20 protein-coding genes and 1 pseudogene are annotated in these 24,484 nt (G+C 62.5%); 15 read left to right on the top strand and 6 right to left on the bottom strand.

Annotation, left to right across the window (positions count from 1 at the left end; translation table 11 throughout):
- Positions 1-372 precede the first annotated feature (372 nt).
- Positions 373-2,550: a catalase/peroxidase HPI gene (gene katG / locus BUA54_RS07795; protein ID WP_072856645.1), complete on the bottom strand. Its 2,178-nt coding sequence runs from the start codon at positions 2,548-2,550 to the stop codon at positions 373-375.
- Positions 2,551-2,646: 96 nt separating this feature from the next.
- Here katG and BUA54_RS07790 point away from each other — a divergent pair, with 96 nt between their 5' ends.
- The 3 genes and pseudogenes from BUA54_RS07790 (at position 2,647) to BUA54_RS07785 (ending at position 5,570) form a co-directional block, all read left to right on the top strand.
- The gene (locus BUA54_RS07790; protein ID WP_072856644.1) at positions 2,647-3,537 is read left to right on the top strand and encodes a hydrogen peroxide-inducible genes activator; all 891 of its coding nucleotides are present in this window, start codon (positions 2,647-2,649) and stop codon (positions 3,535-3,537) included.
- A 504-nt stretch (positions 3,538-4,041) separates the two neighbouring features.
- Positions 4,042-4,274: pseudogene (locus BUA54_RS20540) on the top strand (Mu transposase domain-containing protein); the annotation flags it as partial.
- A 282-nt stretch (positions 4,275-4,556) separates the two neighbouring features.
- A complete protein-coding gene (locus BUA54_RS07785) occupies positions 4,557-5,570 on the top strand; it encodes a zinc-binding alcohol dehydrogenase family protein (RefSeq protein ID WP_072856643.1) in 1,014 nt (337 codons plus the stop codon).
- Positions 5,571-5,807: 237 nt separating this feature from the next.
- Here the strand turns inward: BUA54_RS07785 and BUA54_RS07780 are convergent, their stop codons facing one another.
- The gene (locus BUA54_RS07780; protein WP_072856642.1) at positions 5,808-7,661 is read right to left on the bottom strand and encodes a sigma-54 interaction domain-containing protein; all 1,854 of its coding nucleotides are present in this window, start codon (positions 7,659-7,661) and stop codon (positions 5,808-5,810) included.
- Positions 7,662-7,865: 204 nt separating this feature from the next.
- Here BUA54_RS07780 and BUA54_RS07775 point away from each other — a divergent pair, with 204 nt between their 5' ends.
- The 12 genes from BUA54_RS07775 (at position 7,866) to BUA54_RS07725 (ending at position 20,509) form a co-directional block, all read left to right on the top strand.
- Entirely contained in the window at positions 7,866-9,248 is a 1,383-nt protein-coding gene (locus BUA54_RS07775) for a CmpA/NrtA family ABC transporter substrate-binding protein (RefSeq protein WP_072856695.1), read from the top strand.
- 3 nt (positions 9,249-9,251) lie between these two features.
- Positions 9,252-10,085 (top strand): nitrate ABC transporter permease, encoded by an 834-nt coding sequence (ntrB, locus tag BUA54_RS07770; RefSeq protein WP_143155368.1) that lies wholly within the window; start codon positions 9,252-9,254, stop codon positions 10,083-10,085.
- Positions 10,086-10,096: 11 nt separating this feature from the next.
- The gene (locus BUA54_RS21745; protein WP_281250636.1) at positions 10,097-10,384 is read left to right on the top strand and encodes an ATP-binding cassette domain-containing protein; all 288 of its coding nucleotides are present in this window, start codon (positions 10,097-10,099) and stop codon (positions 10,382-10,384) included.
- The gene (locus BUA54_RS07765) at positions 10,342-10,998 is read left to right on the top strand and encodes an ABC transporter ATP-binding protein (RefSeq protein ID WP_281250635.1); all 657 of its coding nucleotides are present in this window, start codon (positions 10,342-10,344) and stop codon (positions 10,996-10,998) included. The genes BUA54_RS21745 and BUA54_RS07765 overlap by 43 nt, the downstream gene beginning before the upstream one ends.
- Positions 10,999-11,018: 20 nt before the next feature.
- A complete protein-coding gene (cynS, locus tag BUA54_RS07760) occupies positions 11,019-11,486 on the top strand; it encodes a cyanase (protein ID WP_245810594.1) in 468 nt (155 codons plus the stop codon).
- A gap of 24 nt (positions 11,487-11,510) precedes the next feature.
- On the top strand, positions 11,511-11,975 hold the full coding sequence (locus tag BUA54_RS07755) for a nuclear transport factor 2 family protein (RefSeq protein WP_072856641.1): 465 nt from the start codon (positions 11,511-11,513) through the stop codon (positions 11,973-11,975).
- Positions 11,976-12,622: 647 nt separating this feature from the next.
- Positions 12,623-13,663, top strand: a complete 1,041-nt coding sequence (locus BUA54_RS07750; RefSeq protein WP_072856640.1) for a Hint domain-containing protein — start codon at positions 12,623-12,625, stop codon at positions 13,661-13,663.
- 190 nt (positions 13,664-13,853) lie between these two features.
- Complete coding sequence (locus tag BUA54_RS07745) at positions 13,854-17,300, top strand: response regulator (protein WP_084114206.1); 3,447 nt, start codon at positions 13,854-13,856, stop codon at positions 17,298-17,300.
- Positions 17,297-18,130, top strand: a complete 834-nt coding sequence (locus tag BUA54_RS07740; RefSeq protein ID WP_072856639.1) for a CheR family methyltransferase — start codon at positions 17,297-17,299, stop codon at positions 18,128-18,130. The genes BUA54_RS07745 and BUA54_RS07740 overlap by 4 nt, the downstream gene beginning before the upstream one ends.
- On the top strand, positions 18,127-18,699 hold the full coding sequence (locus BUA54_RS07735) for a chemotaxis protein CheB (protein WP_072856638.1): 573 nt from the start codon (positions 18,127-18,129) through the stop codon (positions 18,697-18,699). The genes BUA54_RS07740 and BUA54_RS07735 overlap by 4 nt, the downstream gene beginning before the upstream one ends.
- Positions 18,696-19,883: a hybrid sensor histidine kinase/response regulator gene (locus BUA54_RS07730; protein ID WP_072856637.1), complete on the top strand. Its 1,188-nt coding sequence runs from the start codon at positions 18,696-18,698 to the stop codon at positions 19,881-19,883. Before BUA54_RS07735 ends, BUA54_RS07730 begins: the two co-directional genes overlap by 4 nt.
- A 158-nt stretch (positions 19,884-20,041) precedes the next feature.
- Positions 20,042-20,509: a DUF3237 domain-containing protein gene (locus tag BUA54_RS07725; protein WP_072856636.1), complete on the top strand. Its 468-nt coding sequence runs from the start codon at positions 20,042-20,044 to the stop codon at positions 20,507-20,509.
- On the opposite strand, the gene BUA54_RS07720 is transcribed toward BUA54_RS07725, so the two are convergent.
- Genes BUA54_RS07720 through BUA54_RS07705 form a run of 4 tightly spaced genes read right to left on the bottom strand, consistent with a single transcriptional unit; the run spans position 20,476 to position 24,453 of the window.
- The gene (locus tag BUA54_RS07720) at positions 20,476-20,946 is read right to left on the bottom strand and encodes a nuclear transport factor 2 family protein (RefSeq protein WP_072856635.1); all 471 of its coding nucleotides are present in this window, start codon (positions 20,944-20,946) and stop codon (positions 20,476-20,478) included. The genes BUA54_RS07725 and BUA54_RS07720 overlap by 34 nt on opposite strands.
- The gene (locus BUA54_RS07715) at positions 20,946-22,643 is read right to left on the bottom strand and encodes a dihydroxy-acid dehydratase (RefSeq protein WP_072856634.1); all 1,698 of its coding nucleotides are present in this window, start codon (positions 22,641-22,643) and stop codon (positions 20,946-20,948) included. The genes BUA54_RS07720 and BUA54_RS07715 overlap by 1 nt, the downstream gene beginning before the upstream one ends.
- On the bottom strand, positions 22,640-23,932 hold the full coding sequence (locus BUA54_RS07710; RefSeq protein ID WP_072856633.1) for a TRAP transporter large permease: 1,293 nt from the start codon (positions 23,930-23,932) through the stop codon (positions 22,640-22,642). The genes BUA54_RS07715 and BUA54_RS07710 overlap by 4 nt, the downstream gene beginning before the upstream one ends.
- Complete coding sequence (locus tag BUA54_RS07705; RefSeq protein WP_072856632.1) at positions 23,929-24,453, bottom strand: TRAP transporter small permease; 525 nt, start codon at positions 24,451-24,453, stop codon at positions 23,929-23,931. The genes BUA54_RS07710 and BUA54_RS07705 overlap by 4 nt, the downstream gene beginning before the upstream one ends.
- Between the last annotated feature and the right edge of the window lie 31 nt (positions 24,454-24,484).

The raw sequence follows: 24,484 nt of genomic DNA, 5'->3' as shown, positions 1-24,484 counted from the left end.
TGATCCGTTCGTCTGTGAATCTCGTTCGTTTCATTGTCCCTCCTCAGGTTGGGCCGGACTATAATCGACGGTGGAGGAAAATTCCCGTGGCAGGTCAGTGGCAGTACATCCGGGCCTGATCCCGCAACCAGTCGATCAGCGCAGGAAGGGTTTCTAAAAATGTGCGCTTTGTGGACATTATCTCTTACCGCACTCTCTGCACCTGTTTCGCGCGAGTAACCAAGTCTCTCACAGGCGTTTCATGAATTTCAGCATAGCGCGCAAGCGGACGATCAGAAGCACCGGGCCATGAAAGGTAGGGTGAAGCGCTATCGTCTTGAATTAAGACCCATGATGTTCGGGCAGGTTTTACCCTGCCCGAACACTTCATTCTCAGGCCGCCAGATCGAAGCGATCGGCATTCATCACTTTCGTCCAGGCCGCCACGAAATCGCGAACGAACTTTGCCTCGTTGTCGTCCTGCGCATAGACCTCTGAGTAGGCACGCAGGATGGAGTTCGATCCGAAGACGAGATCGGCGCTTGTTGCCGTGTATTTGACCTGGCCGGTGGCGCGGTCCTGCAACTGGTAAGTTCCTTGATCTTCGGTCGGAACCCACTTCAAATCCATATCGGTGATTGTCTGAAAGAAGTCGGTGGTTAACTGACCTTCTCGCTGCGTGAAAACTCCGAGCTTGGCGTTTCCGTAATTGACGCCAAGCACACGAAGTCCACCGACCAGCACCGTCATTTCGGCTCCCGTGAGGCCCATCAGCTGCGCTCGGTCAAGCAACAGTTCTTCGGGGGCGGTATCGTAAGCTTGCTTTCTCCAGTTACGGAAACCATCAGCGAGGGGTTCCAGAACCGAGAAACTGTCGACGTCCGTCATCTCGTCGGTCGCGTCACCACGTCCGCCTGTGAAAGGTACGACGACGTCGTGACCGGCCGCAGTGATTGCCCGTTCCAGTCCCACGTTGCCGGCCAGAACGATCACATCCGCAATGGATGCACCTGTTTGGCTGGCGATGGGTTCCAGAACGCTCAGAACTTTGGCCAGACGATCGGGTTCGTTACCAATCCAGTCCTTCTGCGGGGCCAAGCGTATCCGCGCACCGTTCGCGCCACCTCGCCGGTCGGAGCCACGATAGGTTCGCGCGCTGTCCCAAGCGGTGGCCATCAATTCTGCGATGCTCAGTCCACTTTCGGAAATCTTCGCCTTTACCGCGTCAACGTCATAGTCCGTGGAGCCTGCGGGCACCGGATCCTGCCATACCAGGTCTTCCTGCGGGACATATGGGCCCTGATAAATGGCCTTTGGCCCCATATCCCGATGGGTCAGCTTGAACCAAGCCTTGGCAAAGGTCTCCGACAGGTAGTCCGGGTTCGCATAAAACCTTTCGCAAATCTCGCGGTAGACAGGATCAACCTTCATCGCCATGTCTGCGTCGGTCATGATCGGATTGTGCTTGATTGCCGGATCTGTTGAATCCGGTACCTTGTCCTCTTCTGCGATATTGATCGGCTCCCATTGCCACGCGCCAGAGCGGGATTTCACCGGTTGCCAGTCGTACTTGAAGAGCAGGTCGAGGTAGCCGTTGTCCCACTTGGTCGGATTGCTGGTCCACGCCCCTTCGAGTCCGGATGTATGAACGGTGTTCGCGTTGCCATCGAAGCCAGAGTTGCTCCAGCCGAAGCCTGCATTGATGATGTCGCCATCTGAGGGGCCGGCGCCGATTTCACTCGCGGCAAGGCCGCCGTGACACTTGCCGACGGTATGGCCACCCACCGTCAAAGCCGCTGTTTCCAGATCGTTCATGGCCATTCTGGCAAAGGTCGTGCGAACGTAGCGGGCTGTCTTGGCCGGATCGGGGTTGCCGTTGACGCCCTCGGGATTCACATAGATCAATCCCATGTGCGACGCCGCAAGTGGGTCGTACATCGAATCCGGGTCGTCGATATCAGCTACACGCTCGTCAGTGGGAGCGAGGATTTCGCTGTCGTTCCCCCAGTTGATGTCGATTTCCGGTGCCCAGATGTCCTCTCGGCCGAAAGCGAAACCATAGACCTTCAGCCCCATGTTGGCATAGGCCACAGTCCCCGCCAGAACCATCAGGTCGGCCCAGGACAAGGCATTCCCGTATTTCTTCTTGACGGGCCAAAGGATGCGCCGCGCCTTGTCCAGACTGGCATTGTCCGGCCAGGAGTTCAGGGGTTCGAAACGCAAGTTACCGGTGCCGGCACCACCGCGACCGTCGGCCAGACGGTACGACCCGGCCGAGTGCCATGACATGCGAATGAAGAGACCGCCGTAGTGTCCCCAGTCGGCGGGCCACCAGACCTGGCTGTCGGTCAGCAGTGCATCGACATCATCCCACACGCCCTGAAAGTCGAGCGTCTTGACGGCTTCGCGGTGATTGTAGTCGGCGTCCATGGGGTTTGCGCGGGCCCCATGCTGATGCAGGATGTCCAAGTTCAGCATCTTTGGCCACCACTTGGTGGGGTGGTTGTTCAGGGCTGTATTGCTGCCGTGCATCACGGGGCACCCGCCTGTCGTAACCTTGTTCCCGTCCATCGTATTCTCCGTCGGATATTTCCAGTTTTCGCAACTTAGCCATTGCCATGGATAACTTCCAATTGATTTTCATGACCCAGCCGATAGTTTAAGCTAATGATAGGCCTTACACTCAAGCATCTCAGATATTTCGACGCCCTTGCCCGTCATTCCCACTTCGGCCGTGCTGCCGACTCCGTCGGCATATCCCAGCCGGCCCTTTCGGTGCAGATGAAGGAGCTTGAAAGGATGCTTGGCGGCCCTTTGGTAGAGCGCTTGGCGAGAGAGATCAGGCTGACCGCCTTGGGTGAGGATTTTCTAACACGATCCCGCAGCATCCTGTCGGAGGTGCGCGAGCTCGAGGATCTGGTGCGTTCGGCGCCCGGTCCCCTTGCGGGACGGTTGCGGCTTGGTGTCATTCCTACAGTCGCGCCGTATCTTCTGCCGCAAATCATGAAGGCGATGACAACCGAAATGCCTGCGCTCGAACTGCAGCCCAAAGAGAATATCACACGTTCACTCATTGCGGACCTTGCAAATTCCACTCTTGATGCAGCGATCGTCGCGTTGCCGATATCAGAGCCGACGCTGCAGGAGGTTGCGCTTTTTAAGGAGGAATTTCTGCTGCTGCGGCCGCTGAGCGAAGACGGCAAGCCAGTGCCCAGTCCCGACGTCCTTCGCAAGCGGGGGCTGCTGCTGCTGGCCGAAGGTCATTGCTTTCGCGATCAGGCACTGAGTTTCTGCAAGATGGGTGCCGACGAACCGCGATACCTGATGGAAGGCAGTTCGCTTTCGACGCTTGTGCAAATGGTCGGAGCCGGCATGGGGCTGACGCTCATTCCGGAGATCGCCGTCCCGCTGGAAACGAAGTCGGCTCCTGTGGCTGTCGCGCGATTTCCCGAACCCCGACCGTCACGGACGATCGGCATCGTCTGGCGCAGAACAAATCCGCTCGCGGCGAAACTGGAAGACTTTGGCAGAATCATCAAAAGCGTTTTGACCAGTTGATCGCAAAACAGACGCGCTGAGGCGGATCTGCGGCAATATGCTGGATCCGTTGAGCCGTAGCGCCCCGGCACGACTGACGGCCATAAAGGCCGCGATGCTGCACTTGGCCGAAGAATAGCGGGACGGGCGGCAATACATTCGGACTTAAACCCGCAACCGGCTGACCGGCGCAAGAGGCGATCCTTTAAACATGGGTTTGGTGGACAAATGCGAAGGCTGTCCCAGATTGCCTTCGCGATGGGTAGTCGGGCAACTTGATTTTCGGACGGGTTTGCGGACAAAAGGGGCGATCGGGGACGCATCATGGCGGCACCCAGACCCGGACAATGAACTTGTCTCTCATTCGCTACGCCGTGTGTTGGATGTCACTGAGAACTGACCCAGCAGCAGTCGAAATTGTCACTGAGATTTGACCCATGTGGAACCTTGCCCCTGACGGGATTTGTCAGGGATATTAGCGTGATCGACATGGGATTTTTGAGCATCGTTCGACGTTGGGCTTTGCGGGACAAGATGCCCACCTATGTCGGCCCGTTCAATGGCTTTCACGCGCTGCCTGCGTTGGTGTCCAAGTCAGGGGCTCCGCCCGTTCAGGGCTGAATTGGTCCGCTGGACCAATCCCGGGACGCCCTTCACCCTGCCTCGTTCGGTTCGACAAGAACCGCTACTCGGTGGACGGTCGCGCCGTCGGTCGCCCCGTTGAGATCCGTGCCTATGCCGAGCGTGTCGAGTTCTGGCCATAGACACCGATGCAAAACGATCGTTTTACAATCAAGCTGGCAGAAACTGAGGGTGCCTTTATCCGCTCACCGGACCTGTGTTGCATGCTGTGCGAATGGCTGCGGCGAATGTTACGCGCTTGATCGATCATACCATGCCGGTTTCATATGCGGTAACGGCCTACTATGAAGCAGGTTACTTTGCACGCCTTATCCAGAGGCAATGGACGCTGTGAAGACGACCATTCTGTTGCAACCAATCGACACTATTACCAAAAAAATATCTAAAAGGACGATCCCATGAAAGCCATCGGATACCAGCAAAGCCTGCCTATCGACGACCCCAAGTCCCTGCAGGACATCGAGCTGCCCGATCCGACCGAGTCCGACCTGGGCCCGCACGACCTCCTGGTCGAGGTCGCCGCGATCTCGGTTAACCCGGTTGACACCAAGATTCGCAAGGCAATGGCCCCCGACGAGGGCTGGAAGGTGCTCGGCTGGGATGCCAGCGGCACAGTCAAGGCGGTCGGAACGAACGTCACCATCTTTTCCCCCGGCGACGCGGTGTTCTACGCTGGTGCCATAGATCGGCCCGGCACGAACGCACAGCTGCACGTCGTTGACGAGCGCATCGTCGGGCACAAGCCATCGTCGCTGACCGACGCAGAGGCAGCCGCTTTACCACTGACCTCGATCACCGCGTGGGAGCTGCTGTTCGACGGCATGAAAATACCCGAAGGCGGTGGCGCCGGCGATGCGATACTGATCTTGGGTGGCGCAGGCGGAGTCGGCTCGATCCTGATCCAGATTGCCAAGGCACTGACCAAACTGACGGTCATTGCCACGGCCTCTCGCGCCGATACGCAGAATTGGGTCCGCAAGATGGGCGCCGATCATGTCGTCAATCACCACAAGGATATGACGGCACAGTTGAAGGCCCTTGGCATAGCGCCGCGATACGTCGCTTCGCTGACCGGCACCGAACAGAACTGGGCCGCTATCATCGATTTAATCGCTCCACGCGGCACCATCGCTCTGATCGATGATCCCAAGACACTCGACGCTTTGGCGCTCAAACCAAAGGCGCTGACCCTGCACTTCGAATTCATGTTCACCCGCTCGCAGCATCATACCGAAGATATGACCGAGCAGCATCGCCTGCTGGATCGCGTCGCCGGTCTGGTCAATGAAGGCCGCATCCAAACATCCGCGAACCGCGATGGCGGAAACATCACCGCAAAGAACCTTCGCAGCGCCCACGCGCACCAGGAAAGCGGCAGTGCCATCGGAAAGACTGTGCTTGCGGAGTTCTAAGTGCTGAGTCGAGCGAAGGATAACTCAAACCAGACGGGGCCGGCACATTCGGTTCCGTCTGGTTCGTCCTAATTCTTCGCCTTCGTCAGAAGGTGTCGGGAGTTATGGGTAGCAAAGCGGACATTGAGTTTGCAGGCAAAATGGCAGCTTCGTCCCGCTTAGCGGACAAACGCGGCTTGCGGGCACAGTACAAAATTTTCTTCGGCGCGAACGACGCGGCACCAGACCTTGAGACATTCAATCAAGTGCTGTGAGGCCCAAAGACCGGATTCGCGAATAGAGCGTCGTCGGCTGCAGTCCAAGCATGGCCGCGGCGCCGTCCGGGCCGGACACACGGCCCCCTGTTTCCTTCAGGCAGGCAATCGTGTTCGCGATTCGGATCTGGTCGATTTCGGCATCTGTCAGCAGGGCCGTGGTGCCGCGGATGCTGGGCTGCGTAGGCGTGCGGATGTCCACGACCAGCTTGTCGCCGTGGGACACGATGGCGCTGCGTTCGATCACGTTGGCCAGTTCGCGCACGTTGCCGGGCCAGTCGTAGCGCTGCAACTGGGCCATGATCCCTTCGGTGACCACCGGCACGCGGCGGCCCAGACGTTTGCAAGCCAGCTTCAGCAGGTGAGCGACAAGGGGCGGGATGTCCTCTGGCCGGTCGCGCAGCGGCGTGCAGTGGATCGGAAAAACGTTCAGGAACAGCACGAGGTCCTGCCGCAGCCGGCCCGCCTGCACTTCGCGATCCAAGTTGCGTGCAGTTGCGGCGATGATCCGCAGGTCGAGCGCGCGTTCGCGATCCTCGCCCAGTCGCGCGACGGACCGCCGTTGCAGCACCGCCAGTAGCTTGCCCTGCTGGTCGAGCGGGATGTCGCAAAGCTCGTCGATGAAGAGCGTTCCGCCGTGGGCCAGTTCCAGCTTTCCGGGGCGATCGCGCAGGGCACCGGTAAAGGCGCCGCGGATATGACCGAACAGCTCGCTCTCGATCGCGTCGGGGGGCACGGCGCCGCCCTTGAAATGGATCATCGGCCGTCGGCTGCGCGGGCTTTCGTTGTGCACCGCCGACGCGACGAGCGACTTGCCGGTCCCGTTTTCTCCGGTGATCAGCACGTTGGTGTCGGTGCGCGCGACAAGATCAATCTGGCCGATGACCTGCCGCACCGACGAGGAATGACCGATGATGTCGTGGTGCGCGCGCTCCAGATTGATCGCTTCCTGCAGGTAAGCGTTTTCCTGCATCAGCCGGTCGCGGAGGGCACCGACCTCTTCCATCGCGTCGCGCAGCTTGCGTTCATTTTCCCACCGCTCGGTGATGTCGCGAAAGATCACGACGGCGCCGACCAGCACCTGCCCTTCGTAGATCGGGGTCGAAACGTATTCGACGCGGATCGGCTTGCCGTCCTTGCGCCAGAATACCTCGTCCTCGATCCGGTTGACCTGCTCGAACCGGAAGGACCGGTAGATCGGGCAGTGCTGCGAGGGATAGACCTCTCCACTCAGGTGGTGGTGGTGGATCATGTTGTGGATGTCACGGCCCAGCAGGTCCTCGGTCGTCCAGCCCAGCATTTCCTGCGCAGCGCGATTGACGAAGGTGGTCTTGCCGTCGGCGTTGACGCCGTAGATGCCTTCGCCGGCGGCGTTCAGGATCAACTGGTTCTGACGTTCCAGTTCGGAAAAGAACGCCTGCGCCCGCTGCCATTCCAGCAGGCCGCCACCATGCATGCGGGCGGCCTCGGCGCGTTCCGTGCGGTGATCGAGAGCGTCAAGGTCGATGATGTTCAGCAGCACGACATGCGGGCCGACATGGGTCATGGCGCGTCCCCGCAATTCGCAGCGCAGCATCTGGACCTGCGCGGTCCGGAAGGCGACCAGACGGGTCCAGGCCTCTGCCCGGTGAAAGACCTCGTCGATGAAGACGACGAGCTGCGTGAAATCTTGCGCGATCCGTGTGGAAAGGCGGCTGCCCACGAGGGTTTCGTCGGAAAAGAGCCGGACCGCGTCAGGCGATGCGGCCAGGATGCGGTCGGTGTCGAGGTCGATCAGAAGGGTCGGGCCAAAGGCACCGGCGAGGTGGGAATCGAAGGATGGCGGGCGGTCCTGCATGATGTCATGTGAGCCCCTCTGCACTGAGGCACGCAATACGAGAAATCGTAATTTACGAAATATCGTAATGCACGTCACAGCTATATCTGTGTTAACAAGCTGTTTTGAATGTGAATTTTGGAAAGCGCAAATTTGTGGCGCCACGCTTCTGATCCGTCTGGCCCTGCCACATGATCGGTTCAACTCAGCCAGATGGAGCGACAGATGACCTTCAAGAGCCTCGGTAACCCGTTTTCCGCCAGCACCGATCTGCGACATGGGGCCGATTGCGGCTGCGGGGGCTGCGTCAGCGCGGCTGTGGCGCAAAACGACCGCATCGACGTGACCACCACCGACGGCATTCTCGAACGCGCGGTCGAAAGCGCCATCGTCCGGTCCGTCTTCGGGCAGAGCGACATCGGGCGGCGGTCCTTCATGGGGATGATGGGCGGCACCACGGTCGCGGCGGCGCTGGCCTCGGTCTTTCCGATCAACGAGGCAAAGGCCGCGATCCTCGACAATCTCGGCACGCCCGAAAAGACCGATCTCAACATCGGGTTCGTGCCGATCACCTGTGCGACGCCGATCATCATGGCAGAACCGCTGGGCTTCTATAGCCGCTACGGGCTGAACGCCTCGGTCATCAAGACCGCCGGCTGGGCAGTGGCGCGCGACAAGTCGCTGGCGGGGGAATACGATGCCAGCCACATGCTGACGCCGATGCCGCTGGCCATGACGCTGGGGGCGGGGTCCGTGGCCGAACCCTACATCATGCCCGCGGTCGAGAACATCAACGGTCAGGCGATCGTGCTGTCGAACGAGCACCTGGACAAGCGCGACCCCAAGATGTGGAAGGGCATGACCTTTGGCGTGCCGTTCGAATATTCGATGCACAACTTCCTGCTGCGCTACTATGTGGCCGAATTCGGGCTGGACCCGGACGTCGACATCCAGATCCGCGTCGTCCCGCCGCCCGAGATGGTGGCGAACCTGCGGGCCGGCAACATCGACGGCTACCTCTCGCCCGATCCGTTCAACCAGCGCGCCGTCTACGAAGGCATCGGCTTCATCCACATCCTGACAAAGGAGATCTGGGAGGGGCACCCGTGCTGCGCTTTCGCCGCACCGCTGTCCTTTGCGACCGAGCTGCCCAACACTTATGGCGCTTTGCTGAAGTCCATCGTGGACGCGACGCAATACGCGCAGAAGGCTGAAAACCGAAAGGAAATCTCGGAGGCCATCGCGCCGACGAACTACCTCAACCAGCCAGTGACGGTGATTGAACAGGTGCTGACCGGCACCTATGCCGACGGCCTGGGCGAGGTGAAGCAGGTCCCCGATCGCATCGACTTCGACCCGTTCCCCTGGCAGTCGATGGGCGTCTGGATCCTGACCCAGATGAAGCGGTGGGGCTATATCGAGGGCGACGTCGACTACAAAGGCGTGGCCGAGCAGGTCTATCTGGCGGCCGACTGCCGCAAGGTGATGACCGATCTGGGCTACGAGGCCCCGGCGGAGAACTACAAATCCCACACGATCATGGGCAAGACTTTCGATCCGGCGGAACCTGCCGCCTACGTCGACAGCTTCGCGATCAAGAAGGGCTGAGCGGTGCAGGGCCTTTCACTCAATGCCCGCGCGGCGATCATGTCGGTCCTGCTGCTGGTCGTCGGCCTGACGATCTGGGAACTTGCGATCCCCGCGCAGCAGGCTGCCGGTGAGTTGACGGAATACGAACGCCTGACCGGCGGGGGCGCGCCGCGGGCCGGCGTGCCGCCGCCCAGCCAGGTCATCGCCAAGGCCTGGGAAGAGCTGAGCAATCCGTTCTACGACGCGGGCCCCAACGACAAGGGCATCGGCATCCAGATCGGCTATTCGATCTCGCGCGTGCTGACGGGCTATGCGCTGGCCGCGCTGATCGCGATCCCGCTGGGGTTCCTGATCGGCATGTCGCCGGTGGCCTACAAGGCGCTCAACCCATTCATCCAGGTGCTGCGCCCGATTTCGCCGCTCGCGTGGATGCCGCTGGCGCTGTTCATCATTCAGGACAGCGAAGCCTCGGCAATCTTTGTCATCTTCATCTGCTCGATCTGGCCGATGCTGCTGAACACCGCCTTCGGCGTGGCGGGCGTGCGCAAGGACTGGGTCAACGTGGCCCGCACCCACGAACTGGGCTCGCTCAGGACCGCCTTCACCGTGATCCTGCCTGCCGCCGCGCCGACCATCGTGACGGGGATGCGGATTTCCATCGGGATCGCCTGGCTGGTCATCGTCGCGGCCGAGATGCTCGTCGGTGGCACCGGCATCGGCTACTACGTCTGGAACGAGTGGAACAACCTCGACCTCACCTCCGTCATCTTCTCGATCCTCATGATCGGCGTCGTGGGCATGCTGCTGGACGCGATGTTCGGCCTGCTGGCGACCCGCGTCACCTACGTCGAATAAGGAGCCATCCGATGAAACCATTCCTGAGCATCGAGAAACTGACCCAGCGCTTTCCGGACGGGCAGGGCGGCACGCTTACGGTCTTCGAGGATGCCACCTTCGGCGTCGAAAAGGGCGAGTTCGTCGTCATCCTCGGCCATTCCGGCTGCGGCAAGTCCACGATCATGAATATCCTCGCGGGCCTTGCCGATCCCACCAGCGGTGCCGTCGTCATGGACGGTCAGGAGGTGCGCGGCCCCAGCCTCGACCGGGGGTCGTGTTCCAGAACTATTCCCTGCTGCCCTGGCTGTCGACGCTGAAGAACGTGACCTTCGGCGTCGCCGCCCGCCACCCGGAATGGTCGAGGGCGCAGGTCGTCGAACATTCGACCAAATACCTCGCCATGGTCGGGCTGGAGGGCGACGTGATCCATCGCAAGCCCAGCCAGCTGTCGGGTGGCATGCGCCAGCGCGTGTCGATCGCGCGGGCCTTTGCCAACCACCCCAAGCTCTTGCTTCTGGATGAACCCTTCGGCGCGCTGGATGCGCTGACGCGGGGCACGATCCAGGACGAACTGCTCAAGATCTGGGGTGGCACCGAACAGACCGTCTTCATGATCACCCACGACATCGACGAGGCGATCCTGCTGGCCGACCGCATCCTGCTGATGACCAACGGCCCCTTCGCCCGCGTCGCCGAAAGCGTCGAAATCACGATTCCAAGGCCCCGTAGTCGGACCGAGATCGTGGAGCATCCGAACTACTACGCGATCCGCAATCATCTGGTGCAGTTCCTCGGCCGCCGGTCGAAGGAACTGGCGGGTCAGCAGACCGGCACCGACACCAACCGCCCCGAAACCGTGCGCATCGACCGGACGGACCCCACCGACGACCCGGAGGACCTGCGACCGGCCCTTCGCGCCGTCAACAGCTAAGACCGAGAGAGGAGCAACCAGTGAAAGACCTTGCGATGACCGAAACGATGACCCGTGAAGACGTGACCGCCATGATCCTGTCGGCCAAGAAGCAGACCGGGATGACCTGGGAACAGATCGCCGACAAGATCGGCATGTCCCCGGTCTGGACCCATTCCGCCGCGATGGGCATGAACGCGTTTCCGGCCGAGAAGGCCAAGCTGATGGTCAGCGCCATGGGCCTGCCGCAAGAGGCGGAAAGCCTGCTGTCGGAAAGCCCGACCAAGATCTGGACCCAGTCCGTGCCGACCGATCCCTGCATCTATCGCTTTTACGAGATCGTGGGGGTCTATGGCCCGACGCTGAAGGCGCTGATTCAGGAAAAATTCGGCGACGGCATCATGTCGGCCATCGACTTCCACATGTCCGTCACCCGCGAGGAAAACCCCAAGGGTGACCGGGTGAAGGTCGAGATGTCGGGCAAGTATCTGGGCTACAACAGCTGGTAGGATCCACGCCATGAGGAACCCGCGATGACCCGTATGCCCGTTCCTCCCTTCAGCCACGCCGACGCGGTGCTGAAGGTGCGGATAGCCGAGAACGCCTGGAATGGGCAGGATCCAAAGGCGGTCTCGCTGGCCTATACGCCCGACACGCGGTGGCGCAACCGATCGACGTTCCTCACCGGGCGCGCCGCCGTGGTGGCCTTCCTGACGCGCAAGTGGGAGGCCGAACGCGATTACCGGCTGATCAAGGAGATATGGTCTCACGGCGACGACCGCATCGCAGTGCGGTTCTGCTACGAATACCACGACGCGGCGGGGCAATGGTTCCGTGCTCACGGCAACGAGAATTGGGCCTTTGACGCGCAAGGTTACATGGCCGAACGTCATGCCTCTATCAACGACGTTCCCATCGCGCCCGCCGATCGGTTATTTCATTGGCCGCAGGGGCCGAGGCCCGAAGACCATCCGAGTCTCAGCCATCTTGGACTGTGATCTGTGCCGCATCTGACGCGTCGAGGTTCTCTCCCGGCGGAGGGCAGCACCGGCGCAGATCTCGGCGGCCAGCCCCGGCGATCTTCTGAAGGAGATAGTCTGTCGCAGGCCGAGCATTTTGCGCAGCAGGTGAGAGGAGGTCGACCCTGGTTCGAATTGGTGTCGCAACTTACCCATACCGGGACACACGATGTTCGCCGACAGCTGCAACACATCCCGGGACGTTATCCCGATCGTTACCTTCAATTCCGGCCGTTGGATTTTAAAGACAAGACTGGAAATCCGAGTCAACTGCCGCGTTAATGCGAATCACCCTCAAGTTGACTATCGATGCGTTTGGGTGCTTCGGCGAATCTTTTAACTGCAATCTTCAGGAAATTCGCGAAAGAACCGGAATCCGGTAGGATTTTTGGATCATATTGTGATTGGTTAAAAAATAGTTAACGCGAAACGCAATTAAATGAATGTGAGGCCTTTCGCATCGATCTGAGTGCTAAATCTCGACATTAATTAAATTTTCATGATTTTGTAAAATACATCAACGATTCTTATTAACTTTTTTGTCTTTGACAACGCAATAGGCGCCTCCTCAAAATCTTTCATCTTCCGTCAATATCTCGACGGTGGCGTTTGGGAGGATGAAGAGAATGGGTGAATCCACGATTTCCGTCAGACCCTACGACGGAACCCTGGCGTCCCTGAATCTGGGAGGTCTGATCAATCAGAATGTGCTTAACGACCTGGACCCGGCGGTGACAGGCACCATCACTGGCAATGATGGAACCCTCGATGCGAGCGATACGGGATCGTCCCGGTTTACATTGGCCGGATCATCCGATCCCCAAACGCTGACCTATATCGGCGGAGGAACGATTTCGACCTTGGGCTTTAGCGGAATTACCTTGTTTTCAAACCCGATCGCGATCTTCGAAGCCGGGGGGCAGCTCTATTTCTACCTGCCGAATGGATTGCCGCCATTATCAGCAATTACGTTCAGGATCGATATCAGTGCAAACACGGGCATTGGCCTGCCGGACTTCGTTCCCTGCTTTGCATCGGGCACCCGCATCATGACTTCGAAGGGTAACATCGCCATCGAGAATATTCGGGTTGGCGACTACGTGATCGGGACGGACGGTTGCCATCATCAGGTGCTGTGGCGGGGCGAAAAAAGGATCAATCTCGCTGAATTGGGTTCCGATGCCTACGCACGTCTGGTGCCCGTCCGCATCCAAGGATGCATGTCGTCTGGTTTGGCGCCCAGAGAAGATCTTGTCGTCTCGCAGCAGCACCGCATCCTTCTTCGCCATCCTGCGGCCGAATATCTCTTTGGTCTGGACGGTGGCTTTGCCGCCGCGAAGTGTCTGGTCGGCACCTTGGCGCATTACGCCTACGAGATGGAGTCGGTGACATACCATCACATTCTGTGCGGTGAGCATGTGACCCTTCTGGCGAACGGCGTCGAAGCCGAGAGCCTCTTTCTCGGCGACCTGACCCTCCGGAGCATTCGCCCCGAGATCCGGAAGGAATTCGAACTGTTGTTTCCAGAGCTTTGCGACCCGGACAATCAGCGCCGCATGATGATCGCGCACCCGGAGCTGAAATCCTACGAGACACAGGTTCTGGCCCACACGATCGCGGACGTCCCGCAGACGGCCCGCCGCAGCCACGCGCGAACTGCACACTGACCGGCGGAACATGTCCCGCCTGACCGGCCCTTTGCGAAATCCCTTCGGGAGGGCCCGACGACGCTGTCGCGGTCCTCGGCCCCCCTTATCTTAGGCGGGTTTGGTCTTTGGGCTATGCTGCGCGTTGACCATGACTTCAATTTCTGAACTTTGTCGCTGGGGTGACACGTTTTGAAGGATTGGCGTCGGCATGCACAGAAAACAGGACATAGCCGGCAAGTTCGGTTGGCTGGGATTCGGTCCCATGACGACGCTGGGTCTGGTCGCGGCGTTGTCGTTCTTCGTCCTGAGCGGCGCCATTTCCATCTATGTGACCGCACGTCTTCAGGGCAGCAACGATCGCGTTGTCCAGACCCATCAGACCATCGTCGCCGTCGATCAGCTTTTGCTGGACGTGCAGAATGCGGAAACGGGTCACCGGGGCTTTCTGCTGACGGGCGACGAGCAGTATCTGGCACCCTATCTTGCGGCGGTCGGGCGTCTGGCAAGCCGTTTGTCGCAGGCGCGCGCCCTAGTGGTCGACGATGGTGCGCAGCGCGCCCAGTTCGACGAGCTGGAGATCACCATCCAGGACAAGTTCGATATCATGGAGCAAAGCATCACGACCTATCGCACCGCCGGGCAGGCGGCCGCGATTGCCGAGATGAATGCCGACGAAGGCATTGCGGTGATGGACACCATCCGCAGCCTGATCGCCGATCTGCGGTCGGCGGAAACCGACGTGCGGACGCAGCGCCTCGACCGCATGGCGCGCGATTTCAGGTTCGCCGACTTCGTCAGCATCGCAACCGGACTGCTGGGTGCCGCGCTGACCGTCATCATCGGCCTGATCATGCGACGCGCGGCGCTGGCCGCGCGCAGGCAGCAATGGGTCCAGACCACGCAACTGGGTCTGGGTGAGCATGTCGCAGGCGAATTGTCGATCGAGCAGGTGGCGCAGCGCACGTTGCAGGCCCTGACCAATTCCCTGGGCGCAGTCGCGGGGACGCTTTACGTCGAGAAGGATGACAATTTCGATCTTGCTGCGGTGCAGGGGGTGCCGGACAAGTCCGCCATTGCCGCACGGCTGGGCAAGAGCGACAGCCTTTTCAGTCACGTCCTGCAGGATCACCGGCCTATCGCCGTTGGCGAGGTCCCCGAAGGCTACATGGCCTTCGGTTCGGGCCTGGGGCAGGCGCGGCCGCGCTATCTGGCTCTGGCGCCGGCCATCGTCGACGGAGAGGTCGCGGGCCTCGTCGAGCTTGGCTTCCTCAACCCGATCCCGGAGCAGGTGCTGACCCTGCTGGAAAGGGCGTCGTCGACCGTGGCCGTGGCGATCCGGTCCGCGGCCTACCGGACCCGCCTGCGCGAGCTGGTGCTGGAGATGCAGCAGCAATCCGAGACGCTGCAGCTGCAGGGGGAGGAGTTGCGCGTCTCGAACGAGGAACTGGAGGAGCAGGGGCGGGCCCTGAAGGAATCCGCCGCGCGGCTGGAGGTGCAGCAGGTCGAGCTGGAACAGACGAACAGCCAGCTGGAGGAGCAGGCGGAGGAGCTGGAGCGGCAGCGCAATCATCTGGAAAAGGCGAACGCGGATATCCAGGCCAAAGCGCGGGAGGTCGAGCAGGCCAGCCGCTACAAGTCCGATTTCCTTGCCAACATGTCGCATGAGTTGCGCACGCCGCTGAACTCCTCGCTGATCCTGTCGAAGCTGCTGGCCGACAATGCGGATGACAACCTGACGCCCGAACAGGTCAAGTTCGCCCAGACGATCCATTCCGCGGGCAATGACCTGCTGGATCTGATCAACGACATACTCGATCTGTCCAAGATCGAGGCGGGCCACGTCGAGATCAATCCCGAGCCGGTCTCTGTCCAGCGGATGGTCGACGGGGTGCGGCGCCTGTTCGACCCGCTGGCCAAGGACAAGGGCTTGGACTTTGTGGTGAATGTGGCCGACGACGTCCCCGCCGAGATCCGGACCGATCCGCAGCGTGTGGAGCAGGTTCTCAAGAACCTGCTGTCGAACGCCATCAAGTTCACGCAAGGTGGGCGCGTCACGCTGAAGGTGCGCCAGACGGAGGACGACCGGATCGCGCTGGCCGTCACGGATACGGGCATCGGCATTCCCGACGATCAGCAGCGCCGGATATTCGAGGCGTTCCACCAGGCCGACAGCACGATCAGCCGCCGGTTCGGCGGCACGGGTCTTGGCCTGTCGATCTCGCGCGAGCTTGTTCGCCTGCTGGGGGGCACGTTGCAGCTGACCAGCAAGCCCGGCGAGGGCAGCACCTTTACCGTAACCATCCCGGCCGCCTTCGACCCCGAAGCCGTGAAGCCCGCGCTCGCCGCCATGGCAGAGCCGGCCGTCGCGGCGCAGGACGATCCGGCGGAGGAGCCGCCGGTGCCGGCAAAGCCCCGGCCCGCGACGCCGCAGATCGTGCAGGACGACCGTCAGGCGGCCGCCGATCAGGCGCGGACGCTGCTGATCATCGAGGACGATCCCGCCTTTGCCACGATCCTGCGCGATCTGGCGCGAGAGCTGGAATTCCGCACCATCGTCGCCAACACGGCGCAGGACGCGCTTGACCTCGCGCGCCAGCAGATGCCGAGCGCCATCGTGCTGGACGTCGGTCTGCCGGACCAGTCGGGCCTGTCGGTGCTTGACCGGCTGAAGCGCGACGTGCGCACCCGTCACATCCCGATTCACATCGTTTCGGGCGAGGATGCGGCGGACCGGGCGATGTCGCTGGGTGCCATCGGCTATGCGATGAAACCGGTGCTGCGCGACGAGCTGATCTCTGTGTTGCAGTCGCTGGACGCGAAGGTGTCGCAGGCAACCCGGCGCGTCCTGATCGTCGAGGACAACGCCGTGCAGCGCGACGCCGTCGCCGCGCTCATCGCCTCTCATGACGTGGAAACGGTGGGGGCCGCGACCGGGGCCGAATGCCTTGCGCTGCTGAAGGAGCAGACCTTCGACTGCATGGTATTGGACCTGTCGCTGCCGGACTCGTCGGGGCTGGCGCTGCTGGACACGATCAGCCGCGACGACAGCCATTCCTTCCCGCCGGTCATCGTCTACACCGGGCGCGTGCTGAGCGCGGAGGAGGAGCAGGAGCTGCGCCGCTATTCCCGGTCCATCATCATCAAGGGCGCCAAGTCGCCGGAGCGGCTGCTGGACGAGGTGACGCTATTCCTACATCAAGTCGTGTCCGATCTGCCGGACGAGCAGCAGAAGATGATCCGCAAGGCCCACAACCGCGATGCGCTGTTGGAAGGTCGCCGCATCCTTGTGGTGGAGGACGACGTGCGCAACATCTACGCGCTGACCAACATCCTTGAACCGCGCGGTGCCGTTGTCGAGATCGCGCGCAATGGCGAGGAGGCCCTTGAGAAGCTGCGCCGGGCCGGCGGCGGATCCGACACGGCCATCGACCTTGTTCTGATGGACGTGATGATGCCGGTGATGGACGGCCTGACCGCCACCCGCCAGATCCGCGCCAATGGGGACTGGAAGAAGCTGCCGATCATCATGCTGACGGCCAAGGCGATGCCCGACGACCAGCGCCGCTGCATCGAGGCGGGGGCGAACGACTACATGGCCAAGCCGCTGGACGTGGACAAGCTGCTGTCGCTGGTGCGGGTCTGGATGCCGCGATGACCGCGAAGGTAGAGAAGGTTGAAGACATCGAGATCCGGCTGCTGCTGGATGCGATCTACCGGCGCTATCACTACGACTTTCGCAGCTATGCCATGTCGTCGGTGCGCCGCCGCCTGCGGCAGGCGCGGACGGACTTCGATTGCGCCACCATTTCGGCGCTGCAGGAAAAGGTGTTGCATGACCCGGACATGATGCCGCGCATGCTGGGCTATCTGACCGTGCAGGTCAGCGAGATGTTCCGCGATCCGTCCTACTTTCTGGCGATCCGCAAGAAGGTCGTGCCGCATCTGGCGACCTACCCGTCTCTCAAGGTCTGGATCGCCGGATGCAGCACGGGAGAAGAGCTCTATTCCCTCGTCATCCTGTTCCGCGAGGAAGGGCTGGAGGAACGGACGCTGTTCTATGCCACGGACATCAACCGCGACGCGCTGGCGCAGGCAGAGGCGGGCGTCTATGACATCGACAGGATGCGGCAGTTCACCGAGAACCACCGCCTGTCCGGAGGCTCGACGTCACTTTCGGACTACTACCAGACCGGCTATAACCGCTGCGTGCTGGACAAGACCTTGCGTCGCAACGTCGTCTTTTCGGATCACAGCCTTGTCACCGACCAGGTTTTCGGTGAAATGCATCTGGTGTCCTGCCGTAATGTCATGATCTATTTCGACCGCGATCTGCAGGACCGGGCCGTCGGCCTGTTCCGCGACGCGCTGCCGCGCAGCGGTTTCCTGGGCCTCGGCGCGAAGGAGACTTTGCGTTTCTCACATCACGCGGCCGCGTTCCGCGACTTCGTCCCCGACGACCGGATCTACCAGAGGATCGGGTCATGACCGGGACGCCACAGAAGGCCGTCATCATCGGTGCCTCGGCCGGTGCGCTCGAGGCGCTGTCGGCGATCCTGCCCGACCTGCCCGCCGATTTCGCCTGTCCGGTCTATGTCGTCGTCCACGTGCCGCCGCACAGCCGCAGCGTGCTGGCCCAGATATTTTCTGCGAAATGCCAGCTGCCTGCCGTAGAGGTTTCCGACAAGGAGCCGGTGGCGGCGGGCCGGATCTACTTCGCGCCGCCCAACTATCACATGCTGATCGAGGACGAGGGGCACGTCGCCCTGTCGAGCGACGCGGAGGTGCTGTTCTCGCGCCCTTCGATCGACGTGGCCTTCGAGAGCGCGGCGGATGTCTGGGGCGAGGGGCTGACCGGGATCATTCTGACCGGCGCGAACCACGACGGCGCGCAGGGATTGCAGGCAGTCGTGGCAGGCGGCGGTGTCGCCATCGTCCAGGACCCTGCGACGGCCTACGCCAGCGCGATGCCGGAAGCCGCCATCGCCTCCTGTCCGCAGGCGCGGGTCATGTCGCTGGCCGAGATCACGTCCTACCTGAAGGGGGCCTGCGCATGACGGACCCGGTCAAATTCCTGCTCGTCGACGACCTGTCCGAAAATCTGCTGTCGCTGGAAGCCCTGCTGCGTCGCGACGATCTGGTCCTGCTGAAGGCGCGGTCCGGCGACGAGGCGCTGGAACTGCTGCTTGACCACGATGTGGCGCTGGCGCTGATCGACGTGCAGATGCCCGGCCTTGACGGTTTCGAACTGGCCGAGCTGATGCGCGGCAGCGAGCGCACCCGACGCGTGCCGATCATCTTTGTCACCGCCGGAAGCCACAGCGCCGAGCGTCGCTTTCGCGGTTACGATGCCGGGGCGGTCGACTTCATCCAGAAGCCGATCGAACCGGACATCCTGCGCAGCAAGGCAGAGGTCTTTGCCCAGATCTATGAGCAGCGCCGCACGATCTCACTTCAGCGCGACCAGCTGCAGGCGCAGGCGCTGGCGCTGGAGGCGGCCGATCGCCGCAAGAACGAGTTCCTCGCGACCCTGGTGCACGAGCTGCGCAACCCGATCGCGGCGCTGCAGGGTGGGCTGCGGCTGTTGCAACGCGCCAGCGATCCGGACAAGGCCGAGGAGATCGGCCGTCTGATGCAGAACCAGAGCAGTCACCTGTTGCGGCTGGTCGACGATCTTCTGGACGTGTCGCGCATCAGTCAGGGCAAGATCGAACTGCGACTGGCACCTTTCGACCTGGGCGATGCGGTCAGGATGGCGGTTGCGATGGCGGACGGGGCCATCGCAGAAAAGAGCCATGTGTTGACGCTGGACCTGCCCGACACGCCGCTGCCGGTCACGGCCGATCAGGTGCGGATCACACAGTGCATCATCAATCTGCTGATCAACGCTGCCAAGTATACCGACAACAGCGGTCGCATCGGTCTGTCGGTGGTCGAGGAACCGGCGGTGTATCGCGTTACGGTCACCGACAACGGTTTCGGGTTGCCCGCGCATGCCCTGAAGTCGATCTTCGATCTGTTCGAGCAGGTGGACGGTTACCGCGACAGTGCGCAGGGAGGGCTGGGGATCGGTCTGGCGCTGGTCAAACAACTCATGCAACTCCACGGTGGCAGGGTCTTCGCCACGAGCGCAGGAACCGGACTGGGGAGTGCGTTTACCCTCGAAATTCCCCGCACGGCGCTTCTCGGGGCTGCCAGTTCGGTGAGATTGGATCAGGCTGGACCGGACCGAGTCTTCTGATCCAGATGAGCCACCGGCACTATATTCAAGCATTATGGGCCGTAACCGGAGACGCCAAAGCGCCGGTCTAGGCAAAGCGGCATCCTGTTAGGTCGGCTGGTCTGCGATGGACCGGCAGGGTAGGATCGGGTCACCAGAACCTGACGGCGGACGAACCTATGTCTAGAATTGCACCTCCCGGTCTCACTCATGTCTGCGATCTGGAGGTCTCGCTTGGGCCGCTGCGCGAGATGGGGGCGGGGCGTGCAGGGCGACGACGGATCGTTCCCATCGTGGGGGGGCGGGTTTCGGGGCCGCGCCTCAATGGCACGATCCTGAACCTCGGCGCCGACTGGCAGACCATCTTTGCCGATGGCTTAGCGGAACTTGACACACGCTACGGGTTCGAGACCGAGGACGGAGCGACGATCGAGATCAGGAACTACGGCTTTCGCCACGGCCCCGCCGATGTGATCGCCGCCGTTGCCCGGGGGGAGGACGTCGATCCGGCCACCTACTACATGCGCACCCACGCGCGGCTGGAAACCGGCGATCCGCGCTATGCCTGGGTCAACCGGACGCTGTTCGTCGGCAGCGGCGCGCGGCTGAAGGGTCAGGTGATCGTGTCGCTGTTCGCACTGGACTGATCCAGATCGAACAATGTCCTGAAGCGGTCGAGGTTTTCCGTCGAGGGTCGCATCGGGTCGTAGCCGGGTTCTGGGTGCGGCTGCACGACGTCCCAATGTTCGACCATCTGGCCCCTGTCGTTGAAGCGGACGAAGTCGGCGAAGACATGGGTGCCGCTGATCTTGTGCAGGATCACCATGTCGCCTTGCGAGAAGATCTGCACCGGTCGCCAGTCGTGCCGTCCCGGCCGCCGGTGGCCGACCTCCTCGATATATTTGCGCACGCCCTTGCGGCCCTGTCCGATGCCGGGGGTGTGCTGGATGTAATCCTCCGCCACCAGCTCATCGAGGAGCGAGAGGTCGTTGCCGTGCATCACCTCGTCCATGAAGCGCAGGATGGTCTTCTCGTTGTCGGTCAGATCGTCCCGCAGGCGCGGGTCATAGGGATTGGGTTCCATCAGTCGAGATCTCCACGCGTGTCCACGGCCCCGGAATGGGTGACCGCGCCGCGCTCGGCCCCCTGCACCGAGGCGGCATATTTCTCCAGCAAACCGCCGTGACGGGGCAGGGCGGGTGTGCCCCGGGCGGCGCGGCGCCGTTCCAGCGTGGCCTCGTCGACCTCCAGCGTGATGCTGGAGACATCGGAGCGGGCATCGATGGCGATGATGTCGCCGTCCTCGACCAGCGCGATCGGGCCGCCCACCGCCGCCTCGGGCGAGGCGTAGCCGATGCACATGCCCCGCGAGGCGCCGGAGAAGCGGCCGTCGGTCAGCAGCGCCGTTCTGGCACCCATGCCCTGCCCGTAAAGCAGCGCGGTGATCCCCAGCATCTCCTTCATGCCCGGCGCGCCCTTCGGGCCTTCGCCGCGCACCACCAGGACCTCGCCTTCACCATAGGCGCGGGTCTCGACCGCCTTCTGCGCGGCGGCTTCGCCGTCGAAGACGCGGGCAGGGCCGCGAAAGGTCAGGGAGGGCAGGCCCGCGACCTTCAGAAGCGCACCCTTCGGGCAGAGGTTGCCGGTCAGGACCACGACGCCGCCGGTCGGCGCGATGGGGTTCGACAGGGGGCGGATCACCTCGCCGTCCGGTGGCAGGGCATCCGCGACGGCCTCGGCCAGCGTCTGACCGGTGACGGTCAGTGTCGTGCCGTCGACATAGCCGCCGGCGATCAGTTCTTTCAGGATGACGGGTGTGCCGCCGATGGCGTTGACGTGGGTGGCGAGGTATTGGCCCCCGGGGCTGAGGTTTCCGATCAGCGGCGTGCGCTGGAAGATGCGGGCGGCATCGGCGATGCCGAAGTCGATGCCGGCCTCGTGCGCGATGGCCGGGATGTGCAGCGCAGCATTGGTCGAGCCACCGGTCGCCGCGACGATGGCGCAGGCGTTTTCAATGGCGGCGCGGGTGACGATGTCGCGGGGCAGCGGCCCGTCGCCGTCGATGGCCGCGACAAGGGCACGGGCGGCCCGATGCAGCAGCGCTTCCCGCGTCGGGTCCGCGGCGGGCACCATCGATACGCCCACGGGCGACAGGCCCAGCGCCTCCGACACCATGCCCATCGTGTTTGCGGTGAACTGCCCGGCGCAGGCCCCCGGGCCGGGGATGGCGTGGCGCTGGTAGTCGTCGAGCTCCGCGCGATCCGCGTCACCGGCGATCATCCGCCCCACAGTCTCGAAGGCATCGAGGGCAGAGACCTCGCGCCCGCGCACGATGCCGGGGAGGGTCGCGCCGCCGTGCAGGAACACGCCGGGGGCATTGACCCGCACTATAGCCATCATCATGCCCGGCAGGTTCTTGTCGCAGGCCCCGATGGCGATCAGGCCGTCCCAGCAATGGGCGCGCATCGTCGCCTCGATACTGTCGGCGATCAGTTCGCGCGAGATGAGCGAGAAGCGCATGCCCGCATGCGCCATGGTCAGACCGTCCGAGACCGACACGACGGGCGTCTCGTGCGGATAGCCCGCCGCGCGGCGCACCCCTTCGGCGGCCATGGCCGCCTGCGCGCCGAGGTTCATGTTGCAGGGGCTCATGCCGCCGCCCGTGTGGGCGATGGCGATCTGGGGCTTGGCGATGTCCGCGTCGGTCATGCCCATGCCGTAGAGGAACGCCTTCGCGTTCTCGCGCATCAGGGTGGAGTAGATGGTGGGGAACCGCCTCATTGCATGGTCGTCGGCAGCCAGAGGACGAGGACCGGGAACGCCACCAGCAGGACGAGGCGGATGATGTCGGCGGCGACGAAGGGCAGCACACCCCGGAAGATCTGCGTCAGGGAGACGTCCCGTGCGATGGAATTGATGACGAAGACGTTCATCCCCACCGGCGGCGTGATCAGGCCCAGTTCCACGGTCATCACGATGATGACGCCGAACCAGATCGGGTCGAACCCGAGCTTGGTGACGATCGGAAACACGATGGGCACCAGCAGGATGATCATCGCCATCGCATCGAGGATGCAGCCCATGATGACGAAGAAAAGCAGGATCAGCGCGAGCGTGCCGTAGGCCCCCAGATCCAGCGCCACGAGCCAGGCGGTGATCTTCTGCGGGCTCTGCGTGACGGCGAGGAAGTATCCGAAGAGGATCGCGCCGATCAGGATCGTGTAGATCGCGACCGAGGTCCGCAGCGCCTCGACAAGGCTGTCGAGGAGGAGGCGGGCCGAGAGCCGCCGCCGCAGGATGCCGATCAGCGCAGTCAGGAACGATCCCACGGCGGCCGCCTCCGTCGCCGTGGTGAAGCCGAAGTATATCGAGCCGATGATGAGGATGAAGAGCAGCATGACCGCCCAGACGCCTGCCAGCGACGCGACGGCCTGCCGCAGGTCGAACGTCTCTCCTGCCGGCAGACGGCTGCCGTAGGCGAGGCGGACGGCGAGCATGTACATGCCGATGGCGATGATGCCGGGCACGATGCCCGCGATGAACAGCACGCCCACGTCCTGTTCGGTGATGTAGCCATAGACCGCCAGCACCACGGAGGGCGGGATCAGGATGCCGAGCGTGCCGCCCGCCGCGATGACCCCGGTCGAGACCTCGTCCGGGTAGCCGGCCTGCTTCATTTCGGGCAGAGCGATCTTCGTCATGGTCGCCGCGGTCGCGACGGACGACCCGCAGATCGCGGCGAACCCGGCACATGCGCCGATGGTCGACATGGCCATGCCGCCCCGCATGAAGCCGAACCAGTGGCGACCGGTCCGGAACAACTCGCGCGACATGCCGGAATTGGTTGCCAGCACACCCATGAGGACGAAGAAGGGAATGAGGGTGAGGTTGAAGTCGGTGACCGTGCGGATCGGCGATTGCGCCAGAAGGTTCAGCGCGGGCTTCCAGCCCGCCACGGCGGCAAATCCGCCGACGCCGACGAGACCCATCGCCACGCCGATGGGCACCCGCAGGATCATCATGGCGAACAGCGCGACGAACCCCGAGATCGCGATCAGGTCGCCGCTCATGCCTCGTCCTTCACGTCGATGCTTTCATAGGGATCCAGCGTGCCCCGGCCCGTCACGATCAGGATCAGCCGTGCGAGGATCGCGGGCACGCTGACCAGCACGCCCAGCCAGATCAGTCCCATCATCGGCCAGGCGGGCAGGCGCAGGTCCATGGTGGATTCGTTGCTGGCGGCGGCGCTCGAGACGCGGCCGAACAGCTTCCACGCCAGAAGGACGGCAAAGATCAGCAGCACGGTCCAGGCGAAGGTATCGATCCAGCGGCGCGGGCCCGGCGGCAAGCGTTCGGCGAGGATATCGACCTTGATGTGGGACCCGCGGTAGCCGACGCTGGCAAAGCCCCACATGATCGCCGCCCCGAGCAGGAGGCGCGACATGTCGAAGGCGTCGGGAAGCGGGTATGCGAAGAGATACCGCCCCACCGCGGAGGCCACGACCAGCAGGGTGACCAGACCCATGATCAGGCCGGCCACGACCTCGATGCCGTGCGACATCCGCGCGAGTGATTTTTCCAGATTTTTCATGTGTGATGCGGCGGGCGGCACCGGGGCCGCC

This window comes from Loktanella atrilutea, assembly GCF_900128995.1.
GTDB lineage: Bacteria > Pseudomonadota > Alphaproteobacteria > Rhodobacterales > Rhodobacteraceae > Loktanella > Loktanella atrilutea.
The sequence above is the reverse complement of the archived record's forward strand: the minus strand, read 5'-3'. Positions and strand labels throughout refer to the sequence as shown.